The organism is Occultella kanbiaonis (assembly GCF_009708215.1).
Taxonomy (GTDB): domain Bacteria; phylum Actinomycetota; class Actinomycetes; order Actinomycetales; family Beutenbergiaceae; genus Occultella; species Occultella kanbiaonis.
In genome coordinates, this window is record NZ_CP046175.1 from 1,924,108 (window position 1) to 1,949,806 (window position 25,699).

General features: G+C 71.9%; 26 protein-coding genes. 16 read left to right on the forward strand and 10 right to left on the reverse strand.

Features of this window, described 5'->3' with window-relative positions; all coding sequences use genetic code 11:
• Positions 1 to 52 precede the first annotated feature (52 nt).
• Both GKS42_RS08825 and GKS42_RS08830 read right to left on the reverse strand, forming a co-directional pair.
• Positions 53 to 586, reverse strand: a complete 534-nt coding sequence (locus GKS42_RS08825; protein WP_354002706.1) for a methylated-DNA--[protein]-cysteine S-methyltransferase — start codon at positions 584 to 586, stop codon at positions 53 to 55.
• Positions 583 to 1,458 (reverse strand): DNA-3-methyladenine glycosylase family protein, encoded by an 876-nt coding sequence (locus tag GKS42_RS08830; protein ID WP_168217792.1) that lies wholly within the window; start codon positions 1,456 to 1,458, stop codon positions 583 to 585. Before GKS42_RS08830 ends, GKS42_RS08825 begins: the two co-directional genes overlap by 4 nt.
• A gap of 118 nt (positions 1,459 to 1,576) precedes the next feature.
• Between GKS42_RS08830 and GKS42_RS08835 the strand changes: the two genes are divergently transcribed.
• Positions 1,577 to 2,617, forward strand: coding sequence for a zinc-dependent alcohol dehydrogenase (locus GKS42_RS08835; protein ID WP_232847985.1), 1,041 nt, complete (start codon positions 1,577 to 1,579; stop codon positions 2,615 to 2,617).
• A gap of 6 nt (positions 2,618 to 2,623) precedes the next feature.
• On the opposite strand, the gene GKS42_RS08840 is transcribed toward GKS42_RS08835, so the two are convergent.
• Positions 2,624 to 3,211, reverse strand: coding sequence for a GNAT family N-acetyltransferase (locus tag GKS42_RS08840; RefSeq protein ID WP_354002717.1), 588 nt, complete (start codon positions 3,209 to 3,211; stop codon positions 2,624 to 2,626).
• Between the two features lie 96 nt (positions 3,212 to 3,307).
• Here GKS42_RS08840 and GKS42_RS08845 point away from each other — a divergent pair, with 96 nt between their 5' ends.
• A complete protein-coding gene (locus tag GKS42_RS08845) occupies positions 3,308 to 4,192 on the forward strand; it encodes a hypothetical protein (RefSeq protein ID WP_154793487.1) in 885 nt (294 codons plus the stop codon).
• A 30-nt stretch (positions 4,193 to 4,222) separates the two neighbouring features.
• Here the strand turns inward: GKS42_RS08845 and GKS42_RS08850 are convergent, their stop codons facing one another.
• Positions 4,223 to 5,128 (reverse strand): amidohydrolase family protein, encoded by a 906-nt coding sequence (locus GKS42_RS08850; RefSeq protein WP_168217793.1) that lies wholly within the window; start codon positions 5,126 to 5,128, stop codon positions 4,223 to 4,225.
• Between the two features lie 84 nt (positions 5,129 to 5,212).
• Here GKS42_RS08850 and GKS42_RS08855 point away from each other — a divergent pair, with 84 nt between their 5' ends.
• The gene (locus GKS42_RS08855) at positions 5,213 to 6,016 is read left to right on the forward strand and encodes an IclR family transcriptional regulator (RefSeq protein ID WP_154793489.1); all 804 of its coding nucleotides are present in this window, start codon (positions 5,213 to 5,215) and stop codon (positions 6,014 to 6,016) included.
• A gap of 44 nt (positions 6,017 to 6,060) precedes the next feature.
• Entirely contained in the window at positions 6,061 to 7,392 is a 1,332-nt protein-coding gene (locus GKS42_RS08860) for an FAD-dependent oxidoreductase (RefSeq protein ID WP_154793490.1), read from the forward strand.
• A 28-nt stretch (positions 7,393 to 7,420) separates the two neighbouring features.
• Here the strand turns inward: GKS42_RS08860 and GKS42_RS08865 are convergent, their stop codons facing one another.
• Positions 7,421 to 7,639, reverse strand: a complete 219-nt coding sequence (locus tag GKS42_RS08865; protein WP_154793491.1) for a hypothetical protein — start codon at positions 7,637 to 7,639, stop codon at positions 7,421 to 7,423.
• Positions 7,640 to 7,725: 86 nt separating this feature from the next.
• Between GKS42_RS08865 and GKS42_RS08870 the strand changes: the two genes are divergently transcribed.
• On the forward strand, positions 7,726 to 8,679 hold the full coding sequence (locus GKS42_RS08870; protein ID WP_154793492.1) for a GlxA family transcriptional regulator: 954 nt from the start codon (positions 7,726 to 7,728) through the stop codon (positions 8,677 to 8,679).
• A 12-nt stretch (positions 8,680 to 8,691) separates the two neighbouring features.
• Here the strand turns inward: GKS42_RS08870 and GKS42_RS08875 are convergent, their stop codons facing one another.
• A complete protein-coding gene (locus tag GKS42_RS08875; RefSeq protein WP_154793493.1) occupies positions 8,692 to 9,855 on the reverse strand; it encodes a glucuronyl esterase domain-containing protein in 1,164 nt (387 codons plus the stop codon).
• Between the two features lie 78 nt (positions 9,856 to 9,933).
• On the opposite strand from GKS42_RS08875, the gene GKS42_RS08880 reads away from it, so the two are divergent.
• On the forward strand, positions 9,934 to 10,788 hold the full coding sequence (locus GKS42_RS08880) for an SDR family NAD(P)-dependent oxidoreductase (RefSeq protein WP_154793494.1): 855 nt from the start codon (positions 9,934 to 9,936) through the stop codon (positions 10,786 to 10,788).
• Complete coding sequence (locus GKS42_RS08885; protein ID WP_154793495.1) at positions 10,785 to 12,701, forward strand: AMP-binding protein; 1,917 nt, start codon at positions 10,785 to 10,787, stop codon at positions 12,699 to 12,701. The genes GKS42_RS08880 and GKS42_RS08885 overlap by 4 nt, the downstream gene beginning before the upstream one ends.
• 66 nt (positions 12,702 to 12,767) lie before the next feature.
• Here the strand turns inward: GKS42_RS08885 and GKS42_RS08890 are convergent, their stop codons facing one another.
• Positions 12,768 to 13,334: a dihydrofolate reductase family protein gene (locus GKS42_RS08890; protein ID WP_154793496.1), complete on the reverse strand. Its 567-nt coding sequence runs from the start codon at positions 13,332 to 13,334 to the stop codon at positions 12,768 to 12,770.
• Between the two features lie 219 nt (positions 13,335 to 13,553).
• Between GKS42_RS08890 and GKS42_RS08895 the strand changes: the two genes are divergently transcribed.
• From GKS42_RS08895 to galE, 5 genes are all read left to right on the forward strand, one after another.
• Positions 13,554 to 14,102, forward strand: coding sequence for a DUF5655 domain-containing protein (locus GKS42_RS08895; protein ID WP_154793497.1), 549 nt, complete (start codon positions 13,554 to 13,556; stop codon positions 14,100 to 14,102).
• A gap of 248 nt (positions 14,103 to 14,350) precedes the next feature.
• A complete protein-coding gene (gene ileS / locus GKS42_RS08900) occupies positions 14,351 to 17,608 on the forward strand; it encodes an isoleucine--tRNA ligase (RefSeq protein ID WP_154793498.1) in 3,258 nt (1,085 codons plus the stop codon).
• A complete protein-coding gene (locus tag GKS42_RS08905; RefSeq protein WP_413230909.1) occupies positions 17,605 to 19,038 on the forward strand; it encodes a bifunctional folylpolyglutamate synthase/dihydrofolate synthase in 1,434 nt (477 codons plus the stop codon). The genes ileS and GKS42_RS08905 overlap by 4 nt, the downstream gene beginning before the upstream one ends.
• Before the next feature lie 12 nt (positions 19,039 to 19,050).
• Positions 19,051 to 19,425: a DUF5655 domain-containing protein gene (locus GKS42_RS08910; RefSeq protein ID WP_154793499.1), complete on the forward strand. Its 375-nt coding sequence runs from the start codon at positions 19,051 to 19,053 to the stop codon at positions 19,423 to 19,425.
• 117 nt (positions 19,426 to 19,542) lie between these two features.
• Entirely contained in the window at positions 19,543 to 20,547 is a 1,005-nt protein-coding gene (galE, locus tag GKS42_RS08915; protein WP_154793500.1) for a UDP-glucose 4-epimerase GalE, read from the forward strand.
• Positions 20,548 to 20,573: 26 nt separating this feature from the next.
• Here the strand turns inward: galE and GKS42_RS08920 are convergent, their stop codons facing one another.
• Positions 20,574 to 21,122, reverse strand: coding sequence for a DEAD/DEAH box helicase family protein (locus GKS42_RS08920; RefSeq protein ID WP_154793501.1), 549 nt, complete (start codon positions 21,120 to 21,122; stop codon positions 20,574 to 20,576).
• Between the two features lie 158 nt (positions 21,123 to 21,280).
• On the opposite strand from GKS42_RS08920, the gene GKS42_RS08925 reads away from it, so the two are divergent.
• From GKS42_RS08925 to GKS42_RS08940, 4 genes are all read left to right on the forward strand, one after another.
• Positions 21,281 to 22,300 (forward strand): 13E12 repeat family protein, encoded by a 1,020-nt coding sequence (locus GKS42_RS08925; protein WP_154793502.1) that lies wholly within the window; start codon positions 21,281 to 21,283, stop codon positions 22,298 to 22,300.
• Positions 22,301 to 22,683: 383 nt separating this feature from the next.
• Positions 22,684 to 23,199 carry an HNH endonuclease signature motif containing protein gene (locus tag GKS42_RS08930; protein ID WP_154793503.1) on the forward strand — a complete coding sequence of 172 codons (516 nt, stop codon included), beginning with the start codon at positions 22,684 to 22,686 and terminating at the stop codon, positions 23,197 to 23,199.
• 53 nt (positions 23,200 to 23,252) lie between these two features.
• On the forward strand, positions 23,253 to 23,699 hold the full coding sequence (locus tag GKS42_RS08935) for a YdeI/OmpD-associated family protein (protein ID WP_154793504.1): 447 nt from the start codon (positions 23,253 to 23,255) through the stop codon (positions 23,697 to 23,699).
• 78 nt (positions 23,700 to 23,777) lie between these two features.
• On the forward strand, positions 23,778 to 24,086 hold the full coding sequence (locus GKS42_RS08940) for a YbaY family lipoprotein (protein WP_154793505.1): 309 nt from the start codon (positions 23,778 to 23,780) through the stop codon (positions 24,084 to 24,086).
• Between the two features lie 122 nt (positions 24,087 to 24,208).
• On the opposite strand, the gene GKS42_RS08945 is transcribed toward GKS42_RS08940, so the two are convergent.
• Together GKS42_RS08945 and GKS42_RS08950 are read right to left on the reverse strand one after the other, a co-directional pair.
• On the reverse strand, positions 24,209 to 24,808 hold the full coding sequence (locus tag GKS42_RS08945) for a GNAT family N-acetyltransferase (RefSeq protein ID WP_154793506.1): 600 nt from the start codon (positions 24,806 to 24,808) through the stop codon (positions 24,209 to 24,211).
• A 109-nt stretch (positions 24,809 to 24,917) separates the two neighbouring features.
• Positions 24,918 to 25,595 (reverse strand): winged helix-turn-helix transcriptional regulator, encoded by a 678-nt coding sequence (locus GKS42_RS08950; RefSeq protein WP_154793507.1) that lies wholly within the window; start codon positions 25,593 to 25,595, stop codon positions 24,918 to 24,920.
• Positions 25,596 to 25,699 lie beyond the last annotated feature (104 nt).

Consider the following 25,699-nt stretch of genomic DNA (forward strand, 5'->3'; position numbering starts at 1 on the left):
CACCTCACCCGCCGCGCTCCGCACCCGGGGTGCGCGTCCGGTGGGGACCGGTTCAGAACAGCGTGGAGCCCCGGGACTCCAGGTCGAGGAGGAACTTCTTCGCGTCGATGCCGCCGCCGTAACCGGTCAGGTTGCCGTCTGCGCCGATCACCCGGTGGCAGGGCACGATGATCGAGATCGGGTTCCGGTTGTTCGCGAGTCCGACCGCTCGGGCCGCACCAGGCTGCCCGAGCGCGTCTGCGATCTGGCCGTAGCTACGGGTCTCGCCGAACGGGATCAGGAGCAACTGCTCCCAGGCCGCCTGCTGGAACGACGTTCCCGCCGGCGCGAGGCGCACGTCGAAGCTGGTCCGCCCACCCGCGAAGTACTCCTCGAGCTGGGTCCGTGCCTCCCGGAACGGTGCCGGGTCGGCGAGGGCGCCCTCGGCGAGCGTGATGGTCCGGTGCCCCGGGTAGAGCAGGCCGGTGAGCGCGCCGTCGGAGTCGGCGAGCAGGACGAGTGGCCCGATGGGGGAGTCGAGGTCATGGCGGTAGGTGGTGCCCGCCGCGAGCATCTCAGTCATCCCGGCCCCGTTCATCTCGGTCATGCTGCCTCCAGTTGGGCGTGCCGCCACAGGTGGTGCGCGGCGTAGGTGCGCCACGGTGCGAACTCCGCGCCGATCGGGTCCACCGGTGCGCCCGCGAGCCGCTCCGCCGCACGCCGGAGCACGAGGTCGGTGCCACAGTAGGCGTCGGGGTCGCCGAGGGCGCGCATGCGCACGTACTGGGTCGTCCACGGGCCGATCCCGGGGAGTGCGAGCAGACGCCGCTCGGCCTCGTCGGCGTCGAGTCCGCCGTCAAGGTCGAGGCCGTCGGCGGCGGCTCGGGCGAGCGTGATCAGGGCCCGACGGCGACCGGTCGGCATCGCGAGCGTCTCGCCGTCGTCCGGGTCCACCCGGGCGAGCTGCGCCGGGGTCGGGAACAGATGGGTGAGCGTGCCGTCGGGGGCGGCCAGCGGCGTCCCGATCGTGTGCGCGAGCCGGGAGGTGTGCGTACAGGCGGCGGCGAGCGAGACCTGCTGGCCCAGGACGGCCCGCACCGCGATCTCGAACCCGCCCGCCTGTCCCGGTGCGCGCACGCCGGGCCGCGCACGCACGAGGGGACCCAGCCACGGATGCTCGCCCAGACCGGCGACGATCGCAGCCGGGTCGGCGCCCACGTCCGCGATCCGGCCGGCCGCGCCGGTCGCGGCGCCGAGGTCCGCGGGGTGCGCGGCGACCTCCAGCCTCAGGCCGGCCGCCCCGGGCGCCGGCCGCGCGATCGTGATCACGCCGGGTCCGTGCGGCAGTGCCAGCGTGCGCCGGTACCTGTGCGCGTCGATCTCCTCCACACCGACGATGATGCGCGCGGCGAGGTAGTCCCACAGCGCGTCCCCGTCGAGCGGGGGCGTGAACGGGAGCGCAACGGTCGTCGACGGCATGCGGCCCATCGTGTCACCCACCTCCGACACCGCCTCGGCACGTCGACACCGACGGTACCGGCGCACTAGGGTCATTCCGTATCTAGAAACGCAGTTCATGATGAAGAACGAGGCACCCATGCCCACGACCGTCCCGGCACAGATGCGCGCGCTCGTGCTCGCCGAATTCGGCAACCTTCTCCTCGAGGTTCGGCCGACCCCCGTCCCGGCGCCGGGGGAGGTGCTCGTGCGCATCGTGGCGACCGGGATCTGCGGCTCCGACCTGCACGGGTACACCGGCGAGAACGGGCGTCGCCAACCGGGTCAGGTGATGGGGCACGAGACGGTCGGCGTGGTCGCGGCGCTCGGCGACGGTGCCACCGGCCACTCCCTCGGTGACCTCGTGGTGCTGAACCCGAACCTGGCGTGCGGGACGTGCGCTCGCTGCCTGGAGGGCAACGCCCACATCTGCGCCAAGCGCCGCGTGATCGGTGTCGACCCGGCCATCTCCAGTGCGTTCGCCGACTATCTCGCCGCTCCCGCGGTCAACCTCGTGCCGTTCGCCGGCGATGTCGCCGTCGGCGCCCTCGTCGAACCCCTCGCGGTCGGCTACCACGCGGCGCTGCGCGGCGGGGTCGACGCGCACTCGCGCGTGCTCGTCCTCGGTGGCGGCCCGATCGGGCAGGCCGTCGCGATCGCCTGCCGCCGGCTCGGCGCGGCGTCGGTCCTCGTCTCGGAGCCGCACCCGGCCCGCCGCACGCTCGTCGCCCAGCTGGGGTTCGCCGTCGTCGATCCCGGCACCGACGACGTGCACGAGGCGGCCGGCGAGATCGATGTCACCATCGACGCCGTCGGCGTGAGCGCCACCCTGGCGACGGCCCTGGCCGTGACGGCGGCCGGCGGCACCGTGGTGCTCGTCGGCATGGGCGCACCGACCGTCGAACTGCCCGCCTACGCGATCTCGACGGCGGAACGCACCCTGGTCGGCGCGTTCTGCTACGCACCGGCCCACTTCGCGGACACGGCCGAATGGGCTGCCGGCGCGACTGCGGAACTGGCGCCGCTGATCTCGCGCACGGTCGGCCCCGAACAGGCGCAGGCCGCGTTCGCCGGGCTGGCGGACGGCTCTGACTCCGCGAGCAAGATCCTGGTCGCGTTCGCCCCGGACCTGCTCCGCTGAGTCAGGTCACCCGGGACTCCGGCCGGGCGGCCGATAGGTGTGCCACGTCTCGGTGATCTCGTAGCCGACCGCGCGGTTCATCGCCAGGCTCGCAGTGTTGACCGAGGCGCCGCCGGTGCCGAACAGGTCCGCGCCGTCCGCCGCATGCGCGAGGACCGACGCCGCCTTGACCGCGGTTGCGAGCCCCTGCCCCCGATGCGCCGGGTCGACGGCGGTGAACGCGGTCTCCACCAGGGCGCCGACCTCCTCGGTGGCCGTGACGGCGACGAGCACGCCGTCATGCTCTGCGCCGAAGACGCGGCCACGGGTGAAGAGATCCCTCGTGCCGGCCGCGTCCAGCGGTTCGTGGAGGGTCGCGGCGCCGCCGGGGTAGTCCGATGCCGTCGCCGCGTCCAACGTCAGGACCGCATCGGCATGCGAGACCGTCAGCTCTCGGATCCTCGCGCCGGACTGCCCGGCACCGGCCACCACCTGGCCCAGCCTCCCGAGCAGTTCCGGCGTGACGCGCAGGCGGGCACCCCACGAGGTCGCGACGACTGTCCACCCGGCGCTCTCCAGCTCGGCGCGGCGCGGGTCGTCGGATCGGATCACCATGTCAGGCACGGCGCCATCCTGTCAGTCGCGTGCAAGATGCCCTGCAACCCCTCGACCGGTCGCGACACAATCTCGGTAGGACAAGGGAGGCTCGGCATGGGTCGACGATCGGTGGGTGCGGCGCTGGCCGCGGTCGTGGGACTGGTGCTCGCGGCGTGCGGCGGGCTCGGTGGGGCGCCGGGCAGCGGAGGGCCGTCGGACGACGGACCGACGGTCGACGGCACCACCGCCGACCCGTCGGGCGTGGTCCTGGTCGGTACGGGACTGATCATGCAGGTCGGTGACGAGCCACCACAGCTCTGCCTCGGCGCCGTCGCCGACTCCTACCCGCCCCAGTGCGGCGGGCCGGAACTGATCGGCTTCGAGGGCTGGTCGGGCATCGAGCACGAGTCGGCGTCGGGCAGTACCTGGGCGAGCGCCTGGGTGGTCGGCACCTATGACGGCACCTCGTTCGCGCTGACCGAGCCGGCGTCCGTGGAGCCGCCGGCCGGGTGGGAGCCGCCCGCCGACACATCCCCGGACTTCCCGCAGCTGTGCGACGACGACGCGGCCCGGGCCGGTGACGGCCCCAGCGGTTCCGATCTCATCACGCAGCAGTCGGAGCTGTCGGTGTTCCTCGAGACCTACGACGGGTACGTGCTCAGTTACGTCTCCGGAGGTGGCGAGGTCATGAACGTGCTGGTCTCCGGTGACGCGACCCAGGCGCGGGCGCAGTTCCGGGAGATCTACGCCGGGCCGCTGTGCGTGCAGACCAGCGATCTGCCGCTGCAGGCCGACGTCCGCGCCGCCCAGGACGCGCTCAGCGCCGTCTGGGAGGACCTTGACCTGCTCTCGAGCGGCAGCGGCGTCAGCGGACTGCTCGAGGTGCAACTCGTGGTCGCCGACCCCGCTCACGTCGAAGCGGTGACCGAGGTCGTGGCCCCGTGGCTCGAGCCGGACGAGCTGGTCTTCAGCGGCGCGCTGGAGCCGTTCCCGAGCTGACCGAGGATCCGGCCGGCATGCCCTCCTGCGTCACCGCGCGCCGGCCCGGTCGCTGACCGCGCCGGTCAGCCCGGTCAGCCCGAGCAGCCCGAGCAGCCCCGCCATGGTGCCGCCGAGCACGGCGGCCGAGGATCCGCCGTCGAGCCCCGAATACGACCGGACGGTCTCGAGAGACTGCCGATAGGTCAGGTGCGGGCGGGAGACCGGGAAGTCCGAGCCCCACACCAGCCGCTGCGGCCCGAAGTGCTCCAGCAGGTCCCCCAGGACCCGCCGGTCGGAGTACGGGAAGTCCCAGGTTCGCTCGGTCAGGTGGTGGAATCCGCTGACCTTCACGTACACGTTCGCCACCGTGGCGAGGTCACGAAGTGCCGCGACCTCGGCCGGTGCGTCGGCGTCGACGTGGCCCTGGTGGTGGACCAGCACCGGCACGTCCGGGTGCGCTCGGGCCGCCGCCGCGACGGCGCCGAACCACGCCGGCCGCGCGTGCAGCGAGAGGAGCAGGCCGTGCGCGGCGAGCGTGGAGAGGAAGCCGGCCGCGTCGTCACCTCGGAACCAGTCGTCGGTCTCGTCGGCGAGGTAGTGGGTCACCCCGGCCACCTGCCCGACGGCGTCGCCCGCCTCCGCGAGCGCCCTCGCCAGCCGCCCGGGTGCGCCGGGCAGGTGGTACTCGTTGGTCCAGCGCGAGTCCACGTCGAGCGCGACGCTCAGGCGGTCCGGGTGCGTGGCCGCCGCGGCCAGGACGTAGTCGTTGTTCCCGGTGTTGTCCGTGCGGTCCTCGCCTGCGCCGATCCCCGCGCAGACCACCAGCGCCCGGTCCACGCCCGCCGCGTCCATCTCGTACAGCAGCGAGCCGATACTGCCGCGGGTGAGCGGGTCCGGCACGGCGGCCGGATAGGGCCAGCGCGCCCAGGCGTGGGCGTGCGCGTCGATGATCACGGGACGACTCCTCGGGCCGGCGGGGGCGTGCGCGGAAAGCCTAGCGAGCAGTCTGCGGTTGTCCATGGTGAAATATCGTTCGACATGGTGAACGACAGGGGATCATCGGTGGACAACGAACGACGAACCGGCGCACCGGCGCTCGCCCGCGGCCTGCGGGTGCTGGAGCTGCTCGCCGACTCCGAGAGCCTGAGCCTCACCGAGGTCGCTGTCGCCCTCGACCTGCCGAAGTCGAGTGCGCACCACCTGATCGGCGCCCTGATCGACGGCGGCTGGGCCGAGCGCGATCCCGCCACCATGCGGGTGACCCTCGGCCTGCGCGCCTGGGAGGTCGGCCAGGCGTATGACGGTGCCCAGAGTCTGAGCCAGCGCGCCCGCCCGTTCATGGACGCCGTGCGGGACGCGACGGGTGAGACGGTCCGGCTCGCGATCCGGTCCGGCGCGGACCAGGTCTGCCTCGCGAAGAGTCACGGCACCCACAAGCTCGTGTTCGACCAGCGCATCGGTGCGCGGCTGCCCTGCCACGCCACCGGCCTCGGCAAGGCGCTTCTGACGGCCCTGGACGATGCCGGCCTGACCGAGCTCTACGGGAACGGCGAGCTCGAGGTCTTCACCGAGCACACCCGTCCCGACGTCGCCTCGCTGCGGGCGGACGTCTCCGCAGCCCGGGAACGGGGCTGGGCCGAGGACGACGGCGAATACATCCTCGGCATCCGCTGCGTCGCCGTGCCGGTGTTCGACCGCGGCGGCGGGGTGGTCGCGGCGCTGTCCGTGAGCGGCACCACCGCGCGGTTCTCCGCGGAGCAGGCGGACCGGTGCCGACACGAGCTGCAGCAGGCGGCCGGCGAACTCGCGCAGCGACTCGGCGAGCACACGCTGCCCGCGTAGACGAGCGCGCTCGAGTGAGACATCGACGTCGAGGGAGACGATGAGTGAGTACCGCACCTGACCTGACCGAGCCGTACGACGTGGTGGTCGTCGGAGGAGGCCCGGCCGGCTATCCCGCCGCCGTGCAGGCCGCGAGGATGGGGGCGCGCACGCTCCTGGTGGAGAAGAACGGCTCCCTCGGTGGCACCACCACGGTGGCCGGGGTGTTCACGACCTCGCTCTTCCACGCCTGGGGTCGGCAGGTCATCGCCGGCATCGGTTGGGACGCCGTCACTCGGGCCGTGGCGCTGGCGGGGGACACGCTGCCGGACTTCACCGACTGGGATCGACCGCACTGGAAGCTGTCCGTGCGGGTGACGCCCGTGATCTACGCCGCGGTCCTCGACGAGCTGGTCGCCGACGCCGGCGTCGACGTCCTGATGCACACGATGCTCGGGGACGTGACCCAGGATCCGGACGGCGCCCACCTGACCCTGTGCACCAAGGAGGGTCTGGTCGCAGTGCGCGCCGCGATGGTCGTCGACGCCACCGGCGACGCGAACGTCGTGGGTCAGGCCGGCCTGCCCCGCCGCCAGCACGAGGAGCTGCAGCCGGGCACGCTCATGGTCCGCCTCGGCGGGTATGACGTCGACGTCCTCGACCTGGACGCCCTGGACACGGAGTACGCCCATGCCGTCGCCGACGGGCGGCTCCGGGCGGACGACTTCAGCAGCGCCGACGCGCCGCTGCGCACGCTCCTGCGCAACAGGGGCCTCAACGCGATCCACGTGACCGGGATCGAGGGCGCCACCAGCGCCGAACGCACGGACGCGGAGATGGCGGGCCGGGCCGCCCTCCTGCGGATCTTCACCTTCCTCAAGAGCCAGCCGGGCCTCGCCGCCACCACGGTCGACTGGGCCGCACTGGAGACCGGCATCCGGGAGACCTCGACGATCGAGGGCCTGGTCACCATCACCGGCGAGGACTACGCGTCCGGCCGGTTGTGGGAGGACGCGGTGAGCTACAGCTACTTCCCGATCGACATCCACCGATCCGACGGCGCCGGCGTGGACTTCCGGATGCTCGAGGTCGGCACGTTCCCGAGCATCCCGCTCCGGGCGCTCATTCCCGCGGGTAGCGAGCGGATCGTCGTGGCCGGGCGCTCGCTCAGCGCGGACCGGGTCGCCAACTCCGCCGCCCGGGTGCAGGCCTCCTGCATGGCGATGGGGCAGGCCGTGGGTGCGCTCGCGGCCCTGGCCGGGCCGGCCGGGGGAGCGACCCGGGTGGCCGTGGACGAGGTCCGCAGCGCCATTCGCGCGGACGGCGCGATCGTGCCGGGCGACCCGGGGACACCGCACGGCACGGCTGCTTCAGGCGGTGTCGCGATCATCGGGTGACGTCCCGCCCACCCGGGCGACGATGCGCTCAGGCGCGTGGCTCCCAATCGGAGGACGTCGACCGTGCCCGGCTGAGCGGTCGGCGGCTCAGCGCGTCCGCGCCGGCGAGGACGTCGGCGCGCACGCGTTCGGCGTCACGGTCGGTGCCCCGGCGCCAGTACGGCTCGGCGTCGCGGTTGCGATGGTCATCGCGGTGGAGCAGGAATCCCAGCAGGGCGATGGCGAGGACGGCGAGTGCGAGTTCCATGTCAGTCATCATGCGCTCGCAGCATCTCTGCCACGAGTGGCAGAGATGCCATTGCGCGCAGGAATCCAGCCACCTACGCTGTGCCCATGGCACTGCACCGCATCGCCGCGCTGCTCCTGGAGCCGATGGCCGCGTTCGAGTACGCCGTCGCGGCCGAGGTCTTCGGCCTCGACCGCACCGATGACGGCGTCCCATCCTTCGAGTTCATCACCGCCGGCCCGGTCGTCGGGGAGCCGGTCGGGCTCAACTCCGGCGGCGCCATCGTGCCCACCCATGCGTGGTCGGACGCGATCGACGCCGATCTCGTCGTGGTCCCGGCTTCCGCGATCCGGGAGGACTACCCGGTGGACCTCCTCGACGTGATCCGGACCGCGCACGCACGCGGCGCCACCATCCTGACGATCTGCTCCGGCGCCTTCACGCTCGCGGCCACCGGCCTGCTCGATGGGAAGAGGGCCACCACCCACTGGCGCTACCTCGAGCTGTTCCAGCAACGGTTCCCGCAGGTCGACGTCAGCATGGATGTGCTCTACGTGGACAACGGCTCGATCATCACCGGAGCCGGGACGAGTGCCGGCATCGACGCCTGCCTCCACCTGGTCCGGCGCGAACTCGGCGCCGGCGTCGCGAACGTCATCGCCCGCCGAATGGTCGTGCCGCCGCAGCGTGACGGCGGGCAACGGCAGTACGTCCAGGCTCCCGTGCCCGAGTGCACCGCCGACAGTCTGCAGCCGATCCTGGCGCACGTGCTGGAGAACCTCCAGGAGCCGCACTCCGTCAGCTCGCTCGCCCGCCGTGCGGTGATGTCGGAACGCACCTTCGCGAGGCGGTTCGTCGCCGAGACCGGTACCACGCCGCACCGGTGGCTGCTGCAGCAACGCGTGCTCCGCGCCCGCGAGCTGCTGGAGCGCACCGACGCCTCGATCGAGCAGATCGCCGGTGACGTCGGCTTCTCCTCCGCCGCGCTGTTGCGCGCGCACTTCCAGACCGTCGTCGGCACGGCGCCCCAGCGCTACCGCCGCGCCTTCTCCACCACCTGATCTCGGCGCCCGTCAGGTGCTGGTCGCCACGGTCGCCGATGCCACTACGGCTGTGGCTGTAGGCTCGGCGAGCACACGATCGGCTGCGTCGAGCGCGTGCCCCCAGTCCTCGACGGTGAGGTCGTGGCCGCCCGATCGCACGTGGTAGGAGAGCCGGCCGCCGATCCGCTCACCCAGGGACGGCAGTGACACCGGCTGCTCGCCCTCGACCCGGGTACCCGTGAGCGCGAACGACTCATACACCGGCGAGGCGGCCACGGTGGCCAGGTACTCGCCGAGCGGGTCCGCCCATGCGTCCTCGACCGCGCTCGCGACGTGCAGCGCGCGCGGTGCGATGAGCGCCAGCAGTTGGTGGGCGTCCACCGGGAGGTCGTCCTCGCGGCCGGCGTAATCGGCGAAGCCGGGCGCGAACCAGTGCGGGAAGCTCGTCGTGATGGCTGCGATGGTCTCCTTGCCCGGCACGTGGTGCCGGTGCAGGGCCGCTCCTGCGCAGCCCGAGTCGTTGGAGACCACGACGGCGAACCGCTCGTCCTGCGCGCCCGCCCAGAGGGCCGCCTTGCCGAGCCGGGAGTGCCCGATGGCCACGGCCGCGGCAGGGTCGATGCCGGGTACCCCGGCGACGGCGTCGAGGATCCGGCCGAGCCCCCACGCCCAGGCGCCGATCGCGCCCCAGCCCTCGGGATCACCCGGGTCGCGGACGAACAGGCCCCGCACACCGTCGTCCGCGTGGCCGGGCGCGTCGACCTCGACGTCGTCGTAGTGCGCGGTGGCGACCGCGTACCCCCGCCGCAGGATCTCCTCGCACGGCCACCGGGACGCCTGCGCACCCCGCTCCGTCTCGGCGTTGCGGTGGATCCGGACGCCCGGCGCCGGGGTGGTGGTGTGGTTGCCGGCGAAGTTGAGGCCGATGACGACCGGGACCGGGCCGGCCGCTCCCTCGGGCACGTGCACGAGGACCGGCACGACGCGTTCCCCGAGCGGGCCGGCGACGGTGACGTCCAGGTCCAGCCGGTGCCCGCCCGGCACCGCCTCGGTCCCGCGGTCCTCGACCCCGGCGGTGCTCCCGCCGGCGGGCGTTCGGCCGTACACGTGCCGCGCGAACTGCTCGAGGAGTTCCGCGCGGCGGTCCGGCCACTCGTCGGGCTGCGTCACGGACAGGGGTGGCAGTTCGAGCATGGGTGGCACTCCATCGGGCTGGACCGTCGGGTCGGGTCGAGCGTAGTTGACCCGACGGCGGCGGTTAGGCTCGCGGGCATGCGGGGGAACCAGGGCTGGCCGGTCGGCGTGCGCGCGCTGCTCGGCATGGCCGGCTTCGGCCCCGGGCCCGATGCCGTCCACGAGGTCGTGGCAGGGCGAACCGTGCTGATCACCGGCGCGTCGCGGGGCGTCGGCGAACGGGTCGCGATCCGCCTCGGGGCCATCGGCGCGCACGTGCTGCTGCTCGCCCGCGGTGAGGCGGTCGAGGACGTCGCGGAGCGGATCCGGACCCTCGGTGGCCGGGCCGACACCTACCGCGCCGACCTGCGCGACACCGACGCCGCCCGCACCACCGCCGAGACGATCCTGACCGACCACGGCACCCCCGCCGTCGTCATCTCCAACGCGGGTCACAGCATCCGCCGCAGCCTCGCCGACTACACCGACCGCTTCCACGACGTGCAGCGACTGACCGGTGTCAACGCCCTCGGCCCGATCGCCCTGCTGCTGCCGCTGCTGCGGGAGATGACGGCCGACGGCGCCGGTCACCTGATCTCCGTGGCGTCCGCGAGCGTGGACGTGCCCAGCCCGGGCTACTCCGCGTACGCGGCGAGCAAGTCCGCGTTCGAGGCGTGGCTGCGGGCCGTGGCACCCGAGTTGGCGGCCGACGGCGTGGCCACCACGTCCATCCATCTGCCGCTCGTGCACACCGCCATGAGTGCCCCGACCGCGCACTACGCCACCGCGCCCGGCCTCGGTGCCGACGACGCGGCCGCGCTCGTCTGCCGGGCGATCGTGGACCGGCCGCGGCTGATCTCGCCGTGGTGGGCCCGGCTCGGCGGTGCGGTCAGCGCGCTCGCCCCCGCGACGTCCGACCTGCTGCTGCGCACGGCGCTCCGGAACCGGTGGTGAGTCACCGGTCCGGTTGGCACGCCGTCCCCGAGGCCGCCGCGGTGCTCGGCGCGATGGCGCCGCGGCCGGCTGACCTACCCGCGGTCGGCCCACTGTGGCGCTACGGCACCACCCTTCCCGGGGCGGCCCTCGCGGCCGCACGCCGGAGCCCGCATGGCCCGGTGCTCGTCGATCACCGGGGCCTGCTCGACGGCGAGGGGTTGGCTCGCGAGGTCGAGGTCGCCGCCGCGCGCCTCACCGGGGAACTGCGCGTCGCCCGCGCCGACCGGGGCGCGGCCGGCGGCGAGCCTGCGCCACGGATCGCCGTGCACGCCCGCGACCACCGCGGCCAGGTCGCGACCGTGATCGCCGCCGGTGCCCTCGGCGTGGACGTCGTGCTCATCGGCCCGAGCGTCGGCACCACTCGGCTGCGGTCGATCCTCGGCCGGACCCGCCCCGACGTCGTGGTCCATGACGACGCCACCGCCGCCGGTCTCGCCGCAGCCCTCGACCCCGGCACCCGGCACTACGACTGCTCGCCGCGGCCCGACCCGGCGGCCGTAGGAGGGGACCCCTCGGGGGGTCCCGCTCGCCCGGCCGATCGGTGGCGACGGCGGCGGGTCGGGACGCTGCACCTGTTGTCCTCCGGGACCACGCACACCCCGCACGCGACCGCCCGGCCGGGGGTACGCCGCGCGCAGTTGGCGACCGTGCTCAGCCTGCTCGCAGCGCTGGGGCTGCGCCGCGGCGAGCCGGTACTCGTCACCGCGCCGCTGTCGCACGGGCACGGGCTCAGCGTGTTCTCGGCGGCCCTGGTGATCGGGGCGCCGGTCGTGCTCGGCCACGGCCAGGCGCCAGAACGCTGGGCAGAGCTCATCGACACCCACCGGATCGGGGCCGTCCTGGGTGTCCCGGCGCAGCTCCTGGGACTCGTCGACGTGCTCGAGACGTACTCGCCGCGCCCCCCGTTGCGTCGGATCGCGGCAGGCTCCGCGCCGCTGCCCGTCGACCTCGCCACCCGGATCGAGGCGCTCTACCCCGGCGCGCTCGTGGACTTCTTCGGCACCAGTGAGACCGGCACCGCCACGATCGCCACCGCTGCCGACCTGCGGGCCGCCCCGGGGACGGTGGGCCGGCCGGCAACCGGCGTCCGCCTGCGGATCCGCGACGACGGCGCCGACGTGCCCGACGGCGTCACGGGACGACTGTGGCTCCGCTCGCCCTGGCGGGCCGCCGACACCCCGGGTGGCTTCGTGGCAACCGGGGACGTCGGCCACCTGGACGGCACGGGCCGCCTGTTCCTGGCCGGGCGCGCGGACGACGTCGTCGTGGTCGGTGGTCACAACGTCCACCTGGGCGAGGTGCGGGACTGGTTCCTGCGCCAGCACGAGGTGAGCGACGCCGTTGTCCACGCGGTCCCCGACGAGCGCCTCGGGCAGGTGCTGCACGTGGAGGTCAGCGGCGTCGACATCGACGACGCGGCCCTGCTCGGGAGGGCCCGGGACGAACTGGGCTCGGCCCGTGCGCCGCGGCGCGTTGATACGGTGGGTGCAGGGCAGGCACACACAACGCCCGGGCATCGTGGCCCGGGGCCGTCACGGCACGAGGGGAAGTCACGCGTGAGCCAGACCGAGGTACCGACGATCGTCCGCAACGACGCGGAGGGGCAGTACGAGATCTGGGTTGGAGGGACCAGGGCCGGGATCGCCGCCTTCCACACCGAGGCCGCCGGCACCGCATTCAGTCACACCGTCGTCGACGACGAGTTCGCCGGCCAGGGGCTCGGCAGCGCCCTCGCGCGCGGTGCCCTCGACGACACCGTCGCCCGGGGCGAGACGATCGTGCCCTACTGCCCGTTCATCGTCGCCTACCTGCGGCGCCACCACGACTACGACGACTCGGTGCACTGGCCGGACCCCGACCAGGGGCGGTGACCCACGCCGTCGGCGGGTGACTCTCGGCGGCCGAGGTCATCCGCACCGTCCTGGCCGGGCTCGACCTCACGCCGGCGCGCCGGGCGGCCCGTCGAGCACCGTGGGCCGGTACTCGAGCATCTGGAGCCGGCCGTCGAACACCCGGTGGTCCAGCAGGTCGAGCCGGACGTCGGGCCAGTCGGTATAGATGTTGTCGTAGCCGGTCGCTCCGTTCACCACCGGGAACACCACGACCCGGTACCGGTCGACCAGCCCAGCGGTGAGCAGCGTGCGGCACAGCGAGAGGCTCCCGAGGGTATGCAGCGCGGTACCGTCCTTCTTCATCGCCCGCACCACTTCGACGGCATCGCCGCTGACGAGCTGAGTGTTCTGCCAGGTGAGCGGCTCCGAGAGCGTCGATGAGAACACGACCTTCGGCAGGCGATCCAGCGGGCCGAGGTCTTCCTCGCCAGTACCGGCGAACCCCGACATCAGCTCGTAGGTCTTGCGACCCATCAGCACCGTGTAGTCGGTCGGTTCGTTCGCCATCCACTCGAAGTACTCGGGGCCTTCCATGCCCCAGAAACCCGGCCAGCCCTCGGCGGCTCCATAGCCGTCGAGCGAGGTGATCACGTCCACGGTCAGTTCCGACATTGTCGTCGCCTCCATAGGTCTCAGGTGACCAGTCACGCTAGCGGTGGCCGTGATGTCGGTAAAGGGACCTTCCGGGTCGCTGGGGTCTCCGTCCAGCACGCTGGGGTTCAGGGGGTGGTGGTGCCACCGGGCCGTGGCCGGGTCCGAGGTCCGATCGGGCGCGGAGCGCGCCGGGACGCGCCATGATGGACCAACCGCACCCTTCGGAGGGACCCCGGCATGGCCAGCCTCGACGACGCCGTCGCCACCCAGATCGCCAACATCGAGGCGAACTCCGGGCGCACCATCGCTCAGTGGACCGCCGCGATCACCGCCGCCGGGCTGACCAAGCACGGCGAGATGATCGCCTGGCTGAAGGCGGAGCACGGCTTCACGCACGGCAACGCCAATCTCGTGGCGACGCTCGCCCGCCAGGGTGACGCCCCGCCGTCGGACGATGAGCTTCTGGCGGCCCAGTACGCCGGCGCGAAGGCGGCGCTGCGGCCCATCCACGACGCGATCCTCGACGCCGCCACGGCGCTCGGCGACGACGTCGAGGTCGCCGTCAAGAAGACCGGGGTGAGCCTGCGCCGGCGCAAGCAGTTCGCGCTCGTGGAGGCGCCGTCGGCGAAGCGGGTGGTGCTCGGGCTGAACGCCGCCGACGTCGCACCCACGGACCGGTTGGAGGCTGCGACCGGCATGTGCAACCGGAGGGTGCTCCTCACCGACGTCGAGCAGGTGGACTCCCAGGTCCGGTCCTGGCTGAGGGCCGCTTACGAATCAGCGTGACGTCGGCGCTAGACTCGCGCACAGAGGCATCGACCCGGCCATCACCGGTGAGCCTTCCGGAAGAACGGTCGACCCGCCCGCGGGCCGGCTCAGTAGAACCGGAACGGGTGGGCCCGTCATAGCCTTCAAGGAGCGGTCGGGTGCCCTCGGGCATGCGGCAAGCGAGGTGGTACCGCGGTACGTCCCGAACCCGGGCGCGCATCGTCCTCGTACGGCAGGCAACCCGTACCCACGAAGGATCCGCGCAGATGGCCACCCAGCCGAGCGAGCAGCACTACCCCCGCCACAACCAGGCCGACGGCATAGCGCCCTCCCCGAGTTTCCCCGAGCTCGAACAGGGAGTGCTCGCGTACTGGGACTCCGACGGCACGTTCCAGGCCTCGATCGACCAGCGGCCGGCCGGCGAGGACGGGTCGAACGAGTTCGTCTTCTACGACGGGCCGCCGTTCGCGAACGGGCTGCCGCACTACGGGCACCTGCTGACCGGGTACGTCAAGGACGTCGTGCCCCGGTTCCAGACCATGCTCGGCAAGCGGGTGGAGCGCCGGTTCGGCTGGGACACGCACGGCCTTCCGGCCGAGCTCGAGGCCGAGCGGATCCTCGGCATCAACACCAAGGCCGAGATCGAGGAGATGGGGATCGAGGCCTTCAACGCGGCCTGCCGTGACTCCGTGCTCCGGTACACCAAGGAGTGGGAGGAGTACGTCACCCGGCAGGCCCGGTGGGTGGACTTCGAGAACGACTACAAGACGCTCGACGTCACCTACATGGAGTCGGTGATCTGGGCGTTCAAGCGGCTCTACGACAAGGGCCTGGCCTACGAGGGCTACCGGGTGCTGCCGTACTGCTGGCGCGACGAGACGCCGCTGTCCAACCACGAGCTGCGGATGGACGACGACGTCTACCAGATGCGCCAGGACCCGGCGCTGACGGTCGGGCTGCGGCTGGAGACCGGGGAGCTCGCGCTCATCTGGACCACCACCCCCTGGACGCTGCCCTCGAACCTGGCGATCGCCGTCGGGCCCGAGATCTCCTACGTCGTGGTGCGCCCCGCGGAGGGCGCGCTGGCGGGGGAGAAGGTGCTGCTCGCGTACTCCCGCCTCGGCGCGTACGCACGCGAGCTCGGCGAGGACCCCGAGGTACTCGAGCGGCTGACCGGCACCGAGCTCGCCGGGCGCTCCTACACGCCGCCGTTCCCGTACTTCGCCGGCCACGAGAACGCCCACCGGCTGCTCGCCGCGGACTTCGTCTCCACCGAGGACGGCACCGGGCTGGTGCACCTCGCGCCCGCGTTCGGTGAGGACGACATGGCGGTCTGCGACGCCGCCGGGATCACGCCTGTGGTGCCGGTGGATGCGGCCGGGAGGTTCACCGCCGAGGTGCCCGACTACGCCGGGCTCCAGGTCTTCGACGCGAACCCGAGGGCGATCGCCGACCTCAAGGGCGGGACCGGGGCCGTCGGGCAGTTCGCGCCGCAGGTGCGCCCGGTGGTGGTGCGGCACGAGACCTACGACCACTCCTACCCGCACTGCTGGCGTTGCAAGAACCCCCTGATCTACAAGGCGATGACCTCCTGGTTCGTGCGCGTCACCGAGTTCCGGGACCGCATGGTGGAGCTCAACGAGGACATCACCTGGGTCCCCGAGCACATCAAGCACGGTCAGTTCGGCAAGTGGCTCGCGAACGCGCGGGACTGGTCCATCTCCCGGAACCGGTACTTCGGCACGCCGATCCCGGTCTGGGTGAGCGACGACCCCGCCTACCCACGAGTGGACGTGTACGGCTCGATCGCCGACCTCGAGGCGGACTTCGGGGTGCCGGTGACCGACCTGCACCGCCCGTTCATCGACGAGCTGACCAGGCCGAACCCGGACGACCCGACCGGTGGCGCCACGATGCGCCGCATCCCGGACGTGCTGGACGTCTGGTTCGACTCCGGGTCGATGCCGTTCGCACAGGTGCACTACCCGTTCGAGAACGCGGACTGGTTCGAACACCACTACCCGGGCGACTTCATCGTCGAGTACGTCAACCAGACCCGCGGCTGGTTCTACCTGCTGCACGTGCTCGCCACGGCCCTGTTCGACCGGCCCGCATTCCGCACCTCGGTGTGCCACGGCGTGGTGCTCGGCAGCGACGGGCGCAAGATGAGCAAGTCACTGCGCAACTACCCGGACGTGAACGAGGTGTTCGACCGCGACGGGTCGGACGCGATGCGCTGGTTCCTGATGGCCTCGCCGATCCTGCGCGGCGGCAACCTGATCGTCACCGAGGAGGGGATCCGGGAGAACGTCCGCCAGATCCTGCTGCCGCTGTGGAACACCTGGTACTTCTTCAGCCTCTACGCGAACACCTGCAACGACGGCGCCGGCCTGGATGCGCGGGCCCCGTCGCCGGAGGAGGTCGCCGACCTCGACGACATGGACCGGTACCTGCTCGCGCGGACGCGCACCCTCGTGACCGGGGTGCGCGCGGACCTGGAGGTCAACGACATCCCGGGTGCGTGCGCGAAGGTCCGCGAGCACCTCGACGTGCTCACGAACTGGTACGTGCGCACCTCGCGGCAGCGGTTCTGGGACGAGGACGAAGGCTCCTACAACACCCTCTACACCGCGCTCGAGGTCCTCACCCGGGTGATGGCGCCCCTCGCGCCGCTCGTCTCCGAGGAGGTCTGGCGCGGGCTCACCGGCGGCCGGTCGGTGCACCTGACCGACTTCCCGGACCCGGCGAACGCCGGCGATGCCACGGCATCGGCCCTGCTCGCCGACGATGAGCTCGTCGCGGCCATGGACGCCGTCCGCGACGCCGTCTCCACCACGCACGGCCTGCGGAAGGCGAACAAGCTGCGCGTGCGCCAGCCGCTGCGCAAGGTACGCGTCGTGGTCCCCGACACCGCGGCACTCGCACGGTTCACGGACCTGATCGCCGAGGAGGTCAACGTCAAGGACGTCCAGGTGCTCGACCTGGCCGACGGTACCGCCGGCGACTACGGCGTCTACACCAAGCTGACCGTGAACGCCCGGGCCGCCGGCCCCCGCCTCGGCAAGGACGTCCAGAAGGTCATCGGCGGGGCTCGCGCAGGTGCGTGGGAACAGTCCGACGACGGCGTGGTGACGGTCTCCGGGATCGCGCTGGAGGAGGGGGAGTACTCGCTGAGTACAGAGATCGAGGACCGGTTCGGCGACTCCATCGCCGCCGGGGTGCTCGACGGCGGCGGGTTCGTGGTGCTCGACCTCGAGCTGGACGACGAGCTCATCGGCGAGGGGTATGCCCGGGATGTCATCCGCCAGGTGCAGGACGCCCGCAAGGCGGCCGACCTGCACGTCGCCGACCGGATCTCGCTGCGACTGGCCGTGCCCGGCCAATGGGTGCAGGCCGTGACGGACCGTAAGGAATTCATCGCTGCCGAGACGCTCGCGCTCTCGGTCGCCGTCGACGTGTCGCCGGTCGTCTCCGAGGACGGCGACCACGGCGTCGGCATCGATCTGGAGAAGGTCAGCCTGTGAACGTCACCAGCCACCGGTACGGATTCGGCGAAGAGGACAAGCCGAAGGTCTCGCCCGTCGAGCGGGCCGCGGAGGAGGCCGCCGAGGCCGAGGCGAAGGCGATCTACTCGGCGATCCTGACCCGCGCGCCCGAGCACGACATCGACCCGACCATCGACCGGGTCGCGGCACTGGTCGAGCTGCTCGGCGACCCGCAGAAGTCGTTCCGGGCGATCCATCTGACCGGCACGAACGGGAAGACCTCCACCTCACGGATGGTGGAACGGCTGCTGCGCGAGCTCGGGCTGCGCACCGGACGGTTCACCTCCCCGCACCTGCACACGGTCCGCGAGCGGATCGCGATCGACGGCGAGCCGATCTCCGCCGTCCGGTTCGTGGAGGTCTGGCGCGACATCGAGCCGTACGTGGCGATGGTGGATGCCCAGCTCAAGGAGAAGGGGCAGTCCCGACTGAGCTTCTTCGAGGTGCTCGCCGGGTTCGCGTTCGCGGCCTTCGCCGACACTCCCGTTGACGTGGCCGTCGTCGAAGTCGGGCTCGGCGGCGAGTGGGACTCCACGAACGTCGTGGATGGTGAGGTGGCGGTGTTCACCCCGATCTCGCGGGACCACGAGCGCTGGCTCGGGCACACGATCGCCGAGATCGCGACCGTGAAGTCCGGCATCATCAAGGCGCTCGACCCGGGCGCCATCGTGGTGACCGCCGAACAGCCCGAGGAGGCGGCCGTCGTCATCGCGGGCGTGGCGCAGGCACGCGGGGCCCGGGTGGTCGCCCAGGGCTACGACATCGAGGTGGTCAACCGGACCGTCGCCGTCGGTGGGCAGCTCATCGACCTGCGTGGCACCGGCGGGCTCTACACCGAGATCTTCCTGCCGCTGCACGGTGCCCACCAGGCGCAGAACGCGCTGCTGGCGCTGGTCGCCGTCGAGCAGTTCACCGGCGGGGGAGCCCTCGACGGTGGTGTGGTCGAGGCCGCGTTCGCGGACGTCGACTCGCCCGGACGCCTCGAGGTGGTCCGGCGCAGCCCCACCGTGCTCGTCGACGCCGCGCACAACCCCGCCGGCGCCCAGGTGCTCGTCGACGCGCTCGGCGAGGCGTTCGCGTTCCATCGGCTCGTGGGCGTGGTCGGGATCATGGCGGACAAGGACGCCGAGGGCATCCTGAGCGTCCTCGAACCGGCCCTGGACGAGATCGTCATCACCCGCTCGACGTCCATGCGGTCCATGGAGATCGACGACCTTGCCGACATCGCCAGGGACATCTTCGACTCCGACCGGGTACACACGGCCGAGCACGTGGGGGAGGCCGTGGCGCTGGCCGCGGACCTGACCGAGCAGGGCGACTCCGACCAGGTCGCGTCCGGCACGGGCGTGCTCGTTGCGGGATCGGTGATCCTGGCCGCGGAGGCGCGGGCGCTGTTCCGGCGGGACTAGGGGGCGAGTTCCATGGAGTGGACGGTGGAGGACCATCTGCGCGACAAGCCGGCCGCCGCCGTGGCCCTCTACGAGCGGTTCGTCGAACTGGTCGCCGCGTGCGGCCCGTTCACGTACGCCGTCGCCAAGACGACCATCACGGTCAAGGGGACCCGCCGCGGGTTCGCGGGTGCTCGACCCACCGAGAAGGGCCAACTGGTCGGGTACCTGGACCTGCAGCGGGTGGTCTCCGACCCGCGGATCCGCAGCGCGGCGCCGTACACCAAGCGACTGTTCGTGCATCACTTCCGGGTCAGCGACCTGGCGGAACTGGACGAGGATTTCGCCGGCTGGGTGGCGGAGGCGTATCAGGTGGGCGCTGGCGCGCACCTGGACCGCCAGGTCTAGGTCGCCGTCGCCGGGCCGGGCCCGACGATCCGGTTCTCCCGGGAGTCTGATGGTGCGTGGCCCGGCTCGCCCGGTCCCGACGGTCGCCTTCCTGACCCGCCCACTAGGCTGACGCCCGTGAAGGTACTGGTCACCGGCGGCGCCGGCTACATCGGGTCGGTGACCGCGACGGCGCTCGAGCAGGCCGGGCACACCCCGGTGATCCTGGACTCGCTCCTCAGCGGCCCGCGCGCGTTCACGACGGGGCGGACCTTCTACGAGGGTGACATCGCCGACCGGGGCCTGCTGCGCAGAGTCGTCGCCGAACACCCTGACATCGAGGCGACGATCCACATGGCGGCCCGGATCGTGGTCCCCGAGTCCGTCGCGCAGCCCTATCTGTACTACCGGGACAACGTCGCCAAGTCGCTGGAGCTCTTCGACGAGCTGACCGCGCTGGGCAGGCCACGGGTGCTGTTCTCCTCCTCGGCCTCGCTGTACGCGCCGAAGGAGGGCTTCGAGGTCACCGAGTCGGACCCGCTGGAGCCGACGTCCCCGTACGCGCGCACCAAGCGGATCATGGAGCAGATCCTGCAGGACCTGGCCGTTGCGACCGATCTACGCGCGGTGATCCTGCGCTACTTCAACCCGATCGGCTCGGACCCCGGCCTGACCAGCGGGATCTACGACAAGGAACCCTCGCACGTGCTCGGCCAGCTCGTCCTCGCGGCCCGCGGGGAGCAGGAGGCCTTCACGATCACCGGCACCGACCTGCCGACCCGGGACGGTACCGGGATCCGCGACTACATCCACGTGTGGGACCTGGCGCGGGCGCACGTGCGCGCGATCGAGACGTTCGACGACATCCTCGCCGGGGTCGACGCACCGAGCGTCATCATCAACGTCGGCACCGGTTCGGGTGTGACGGTGCGGGAGCTGATCGGCGCTTTCGAGCGGGTCGCGGGTGCCGACGTGCCCACGGTGACGGCGCCGCCCCGCCCAGGGGACGCCGTCGGGGCCTTCGCGAACGTGGACCGGGCGACGGCCTTGCTCGACTGGCGCGCCGAACTCACCCTTGAGCAGGCGATCGCGTCCGCACTGGCCTGGGCGGAGCGACGTGCCCAGGTGCTCGGCCAGGGGTGAGACGCCGGGCAGAGAGCGGCGACCCCTCAGTCCGCTAGAACTGCGGCCAGCTCAGCGGCGACGGCACGGGCGTCCTTTCCGTCGGTGCGCAGGACATGGTCCGACGGCGTCCGCTGCGCCTCGTCGTAACGGCGCCGATAGAAGTCGTCGAGTTCGGGACGACCGGGGTCGGTCTCGAACCGCCGTCGCCAGGTCGCGGGTTCGGCGTGCAGTTGCACGCTGACCGTCGGCAGCCCGGGCGGCGCGAGCGAGCGGACCAGGTTCTGCATCCGGGCGTCCTGGAACACCCAGGTGACCAGGAGGAGGTCGACCCCGGCGGTACCGGCGTTGGCGATGACGGCTCGCAGGTTCGCCTGCACCATCGCGGTGGTCCGATCGCTCACCTCCCATGGTTGGTGCGCCCACAGGGTGTCGACGTCCACCCATTGGGTGAGGAGGGTGCCGCCCACGGCGAGCTTCAGGAACTCGCGGGCGGCTGCGGTCTTCCCGATGCCTGGCGCACCACCGAGGAGGGCCAGGCGCATCGGGGCAGCCCGCTGACGGGCGGGATCTGGCGTCGCGGTCGGATCTGGCATGCGTGCACGGTGGCAGTCATCCGGGCATGGATCAACCGTATTGATCCGTTCTGGCTCCCAGCCTTGCACCGAAGGTCTTGGGTGGATCCGGGCGCGTGGTTTTCCACAGTCCTGGGCGTCCCGGAACGGTTGTCGTACGTTTGTTCTAGGGTGGGCGAATGGCATCGGAACCGGTGGGTGGAGCGGCCCGCAGCGAGGGCGGGGACGCCTCGCGGGTCGAGTTCTGGCCTGCCGGGCCGAGGCCGGCGCGGGTCGCGCTTGCCGTGGCGGACGCCGCGTCGCAGGACGCCGCGTCGCAGGACACCGCGACGCAGGACACCGCGTTGGAGGCCACCCTCTCGGCGTTGGTGGCCGGGTGGGATGCGTTGCCGGAGGCGGCCCGGTTGTCGCGGATGCTCCCGACGCCGGCGTTGATGACTCGCATTCAGGCGTTGGATCTGGATGCGGCGGATGATGCGACGCTGGTGGAGGTCGCGGCGGCGGCCCGGCGGGTGCAGGCGGCCGCGCAGGAGACGTTGACGAAGGCGGCGGCGATCCTGGCGGAGCGGTCGGCGATGAATCAGCCGGCGCTGGCGTTGGTCACTGATGGGCAGCCCAGTACGGCGGGTGAGGAGCTCTCGATCCGGTTGTCGGCACCGAGGAATGAGTGCTTGTCGTTGGTGCGGCAGGGGCTGATGCTGACCACGATCCTGGCCAAGACTGGGATCGCCCTGCGGCTGGGCCGCATTGATGCGGCGAAGGCAAGGGCGATGGTCGACGCGTTGTGTGAGGTGCCGTGGCAGACCGCGATGGCGGTCGAGGACCTGGTGTTGCCCAAGGCCGCGGGTCGAACGCCGCAGCAGTTGCGTCGCGACATGTCGAAGGCGCTGATCAGTGTCGACCCCGACGATGCCCATGAACGCGCCCAGCGTAAGGCGCGTGGGCGTAGGGTCACCCGGCCCCGGGCGTTGCCTGATGGGGCGGCGTCGATGTGGATCGAGGGACCGGCCCGCAGGCGTTGGCCCTGGATGTGGCGTTGGATGCCGCGGCTCGGGCGGCGAAGGCCGATGGTGATGACCGTACGTTGGACCAGTTGCGTTTCGACTCCCTGGCCGGGGTTGCCTCGCGCGCGTTGGCCACCGGGGAGTTCCCTGATGGCACCAAGCTGGCGGACACGGTGGGTGGGCGTCGGCCGGTGATCCACGTCACGATGGCGCTCGAGCACCTGTTGCCACCGGGTGCCCTCGCTGGCGGTGACGTCGTCATCGTGATGGGCCAGGGCACCGCTGCGGGCCAGGACTCTGCCCCGAGCGCCCCGCCGGTGGTGCAGGCTCCACCCGGCACGGGTGGCCCGGACGTGGCTGCTGCCGGTACGGGTGGTCCATCTGAGCCTGACGCGTCCTTTGCGGCGCCCACGGCGGCGCCGACCGGGGCCGATTCGTCGGTGCGGGGTCGGTGTCGGGATCCGTTGTGCCCGAACTCCGCCGCGCCGCGGCAACCCGGCGCTGGGACCGGTGTGGTGTCGTCGGATCCGCATGCCGATCATCCGGATCCGCCGACCCGGTCGATCGATCCGGGGTCGGTGCCGATCCTGGCCGGGTACGGGCCGATCACCCCGGCCACGGCGCGGGCGATCGCGGCGGGTGGGATCTGGCGGCGCCTGGTCACCGACCCCCTCTCGGAGACGGTGCTGGATCTCGGGCACACCCGGTACCGGCCGACCCAGGAGTTGGCCGATCACGTCGTGGCCCGGGACCGCACCTGCGTGCGGCCCGGCTGCTCGTGCCCCGCGGGCGGGTGCCAGTTGGACCACAACGTGCCCTGGGTCGATGCCCCGGATGGGTCCGAGGAGCCCGGCGACCCCGCCGGTGGGCGGACTGCGGCGGACAACCTGTCCCCGCTGTGCGGCCGGGACCACAACGTCAAGACCCACGGCGACTTCGAGGTCGAGCAGACCGAGCCCGGCGTGTTCGAGTGGACCACCCCGGCCGGGCTGCGCTACCGCCGCGAACGCGACGAGACCACGACCTTCCTCGGCCACATCATCAACGGCACCCTCCACCCACCCCTGCCCCCAGACGCACCACCACCCTTCTAGCCAGGCCGGCGAGGGCCTGTTCTCGGCCGCAAGCAGTCGGCAGACTAGGGCGCATGCGATACACGACGGCGATCCATCAGACCGGAAACAACACTGGCGTCCCAGTTCCGGAGGAGGTCATGGCGGCCCTGGGGCCGGCGAAACGACACCTCGTCGTCGTGACCATCAACGGACATACCTACCGCAGTTCGGCCGTCTCCTACGAGGGCCGGTTCATGATCTCCCTGAGTGCCGCGAACCGGGCGGCTGCGGGTGTCGCCGGCGGCGACACGGTCGAGGTGGACGTCGAGCTCGACACCGAACCCCGCGTGGCCGAGGTCCCGCCGGAGCTTGCGGCGGCGCTCGCGGAAGACCCGGCGGCCAAGTCCTTCTACGAGTCGCTCTCGGCCAGCAAGCAGAAGCGTTTCACGCTGCCCGTGGCCGAGGCGAAGACGGACGAGACCCGGACGAGGCGGGTCGAGAAGGCCATCACCGCGTTGCGCGAGGGTCGGGTGCTCTGACGACCGGGCTCGCGTGTCGGCCGCGTCAATCGCCGATCACCTGAGCCCTGCGAGGGCAATCGGACCTACGATCACCAGATGACCTCAAACATCGTCACCGTCAACGGCACCGTCGGGATCCGGGAGCGCCTCGCGTTGCCGGAGGGCTCGGTCTTCACGGTCAAGCTGGTCGCCCACGACGGTGAGGTGCTCGCCGGGGCTGCCTTCGACGCAGGGGTGGGGGACGCGGACTTCACGCTCACCGTGGACGCAGCCGACGCCCCGAACCGGAAGAAGCTCGGCCTCTGGGCGAAGCTGACCTCATCGGTGGGTACCTGGGGCACCCCGGAGCTCGTCCACGTGTACGAGCCGCTCACGGACCTGCTCCTGGTCCGCGTGGAGAACTGACGAGCCCGCCTGGGTGAGCTGACCGCTAGGGCGTCAGGCCGTCAGAGGCGAGCTGGCGAGAGTGCCACTCCGCGGCTCATCCACCGGATGCGCCGCACGATCGCACCCGTCAGGGACCCGAATCAGCCGGGGATCCGGTTCCGCAGTCGGTGCTCCAGGTTCGCCCGGACCGCTGGCCACTCAGAGCGCAGGATCGAGAAGAGGACCGCGTCCAGCAGGGCGCCGTTTCGGAAGCGTCGATTCGCGCGCAGCACGCCGTCCTGCTTCGCACCGAGACGTTCGATGGCGGCACGGGACTGGTGGTTCACCCACTGCGTCCGCAGGCCGACACACTCGCACCCCAGGGTCTCGAACGCATGCGTGAGCAGCAGCAACTTCGACTCCGCGTTCGTGCCGCTCCCGTGGGCAGAGGCCCGGTTCCAGGTGTACCCGATCTCCAGGCGTGGCACCGCGGGGTCCCAGTCGTAGTACGTGGTCATCCCAAGCACGGTCCCGTCCGGCCGGAGTGCGGTGAACGCCAGCATCTCGCCGCGAGCCTGACGCTCCAGTCGGCTCTCGATCTCACCGGCCATGTCCTCCGGCCGCGGGATCGAGGTGTACCAGCGGTCCCACATCCGACCGTCCTGCACCGCGTCGACGAGGCCGTCGTGGTGTGCTGGGGAGAGCGGCTCCAGCCGAACCAGGTGGCCGGTCAGGGTGAGGTGTTCGAGCGGAATCGACATGCGCCAAGGGGATCACGCCGGGCCGGGGCGGCTCCACTCGCCACGCCCGGCGAGCCTGCGCCCGCCCCGGGAGTCCAGCGGCCACCCGGGACAGCGACCGCCTCAGGACTCAGGCTCGGGCGGCGGCCACGTCCGCCAGGCGCATCTGCCCGAGCCAGCCCGGGATCGCCCGCCTGACGTCCGCGGGCCCCTCGACGGTGACGTCCCCGGAGCGCAGGGCGCCTTCCCAGCGGGCCTCCCCGCGCCACAACCGGACCAGCGTGCGCAGGGTGGTCCGGACGGTGGCGATCGACCCGAACCCCGGGTCGTAGTCGCAGACGTCCACGTCGTCACCGGTGACCACCAGCCACCATCCGCCGACCCGGAGGGGCAGGTCGGAGAGCCGGAACTCCAGCACCGTGCGTGTCCGCGGCCACGCCGCCACCGGGATGGTCCGGCGCATGTCCCAGAACAGCAGGTGCGGGTCCAGGTCGTCCTCGCCGAGGTCACCCACCCACCGCAGGCCCCAGACCCCGAGTGCCTCGACCACCTCCTGCAGATCCAGCCCGGACTCGGTCAGGGCGTAGCTGACCTTGCCGCCCACCTCCACCCGGCGCACCAGGCCGGCCCGGTCAAGGCTGCGCAGGCGCTTGGAGAGCAGCGCCGGCGACATCTTCGGCAGCCCGCGGCGCAGTTCGTTGAAGTGGCTGCTGCCGGAGATCAGCTCCCGGATGATCAGCAGCGTCCAGCGCTCGTCGAGCACCTCCATCGCCTTCGCGACAGGGCAGAACTGACCGTACGTCGCCATAGTGACCTCCTCGTCCTGCGCCAATTAGACGCCTGCCGCGACCCGCTGACCAGTACAGATCGTGAACCACCTCCGGTTCAGAGATGGCACTGGAGGCGCAGGTC

What these genes read in the sequence shown, in the direction of transcription:
- GKS42_RS08880 (WP_154793494.1), top strand. Translation starts at nt 9,934, where the DNA reads ATGCGGGGGAACCAGGGCTGGCCGGTCGGCGTGCGCGCGCTGCTCGGC.
- GKS42_RS08855 (WP_154793489.1), top strand. Translation starts at nt 5,213, where the DNA reads ATGGTGAACGACAGGGGATCATCGGTGGACAACGAACGACGAACCGGC.
- GKS42_RS08925 (WP_154793502.1), top strand. Translation starts at nt 21,281, where the DNA reads ATGGCATCGGAACCGGTGGGTGGAGCGGCCCGCAGCGAGGGCGGGGAC.
- GKS42_RS08945 (WP_154793506.1), bottom strand. Translation starts at nt 24,808, where the DNA reads ATGTCGATTCCGCTCGAACACCTCACCCTGACCGGCCACCTGGTTCGG.
- GKS42_RS08870 (WP_154793492.1), top strand. Translation starts at nt 7,726, where the DNA reads ATGGCACTGCACCGCATCGCCGCGCTGCTCCTGGAGCCGATGGCCGCG.
- GKS42_RS08940 (WP_154793505.1), top strand. Translation starts at nt 23,778, where the DNA reads ATGACCTCAAACATCGTCACCGTCAACGGCACCGTCGGGATCCGGGAG.
- GKS42_RS08920 (WP_154793501.1), bottom strand. Translation starts at nt 21,122, where the DNA reads ATGCCAGATCCGACCGCGACGCCAGATCCCGCCCGTCAGCGGGCTGCC.
- GKS42_RS08840 (WP_354002717.1), bottom strand. Translation starts at nt 3,211, where the DNA reads ATGGTGATCCGATCCGACGACCCGCGCCGCGCCGAGCTGGAGAGCGCC.
- GKS42_RS08895 (WP_154793497.1), top strand. Translation starts at nt 13,554, where the DNA reads ATGGCCAGCCTCGACGACGCCGTCGCCACCCAGATCGCCAACATCGAG.
- GKS42_RS08865 (WP_154793491.1), bottom strand. Translation starts at nt 7,639, where the DNA reads ATGGAACTCGCACTCGCCGTCCTCGCCATCGCCCTGCTGGGATTCCTG.
- GKS42_RS08845 (WP_154793487.1), top strand. Translation starts at nt 3,308, where the DNA reads ATGGGTCGACGATCGGTGGGTGCGGCGCTGGCCGCGGTCGTGGGACTG.
- GKS42_RS08935 (WP_154793504.1), top strand. Translation starts at nt 23,253, where the DNA reads ATGCGATACACGACGGCGATCCATCAGACCGGAAACAACACTGGCGTC.
- GKS42_RS08950 (WP_154793507.1), bottom strand. Translation starts at nt 25,595, where the DNA reads ATGGCGACGTACGGTCAGTTCTGCCCTGTCGCGAAGGCGATGGAGGTG.
- GKS42_RS08825 (WP_354002706.1), bottom strand. Translation starts at nt 586, where the DNA reads ATGACCGAGATGAACGGGGCCGGGATGACTGAGATGCTCGCGGCGGGC.
- GKS42_RS08910 (WP_154793499.1), top strand. Translation starts at nt 19,051, where the DNA reads ATGGAGTGGACGGTGGAGGACCATCTGCGCGACAAGCCGGCCGCCGCC.
- GKS42_RS08830 (WP_168217792.1), bottom strand. Translation starts at nt 1,458, where the DNA reads ATGCCGTCGACGACCGTTGCGCTCCCGTTCACGCCCCCGCTCGACGGG.
- GKS42_RS08890 (WP_154793496.1), bottom strand. Translation starts at nt 13,334, where the DNA reads ATGTCGGAACTGACCGTGGACGTGATCACCTCGCTCGACGGCTATGGA.
- GKS42_RS08835 (WP_232847985.1), top strand. Translation starts at nt 1,577, where the DNA reads ATGCCCACGACCGTCCCGGCACAGATGCGCGCGCTCGTGCTCGCCGAA.
- GKS42_RS08875 (WP_154793493.1), bottom strand. Translation starts at nt 9,855, where the DNA reads ATGCTCGAACTGCCACCCCTGTCCGTGACGCAGCCCGACGAGTGGCCG.
- ileS (WP_154793498.1), top strand. Translation starts at nt 14,351, where the DNA reads ATGGCCACCCAGCCGAGCGAGCAGCACTACCCCCGCCACAACCAGGCC.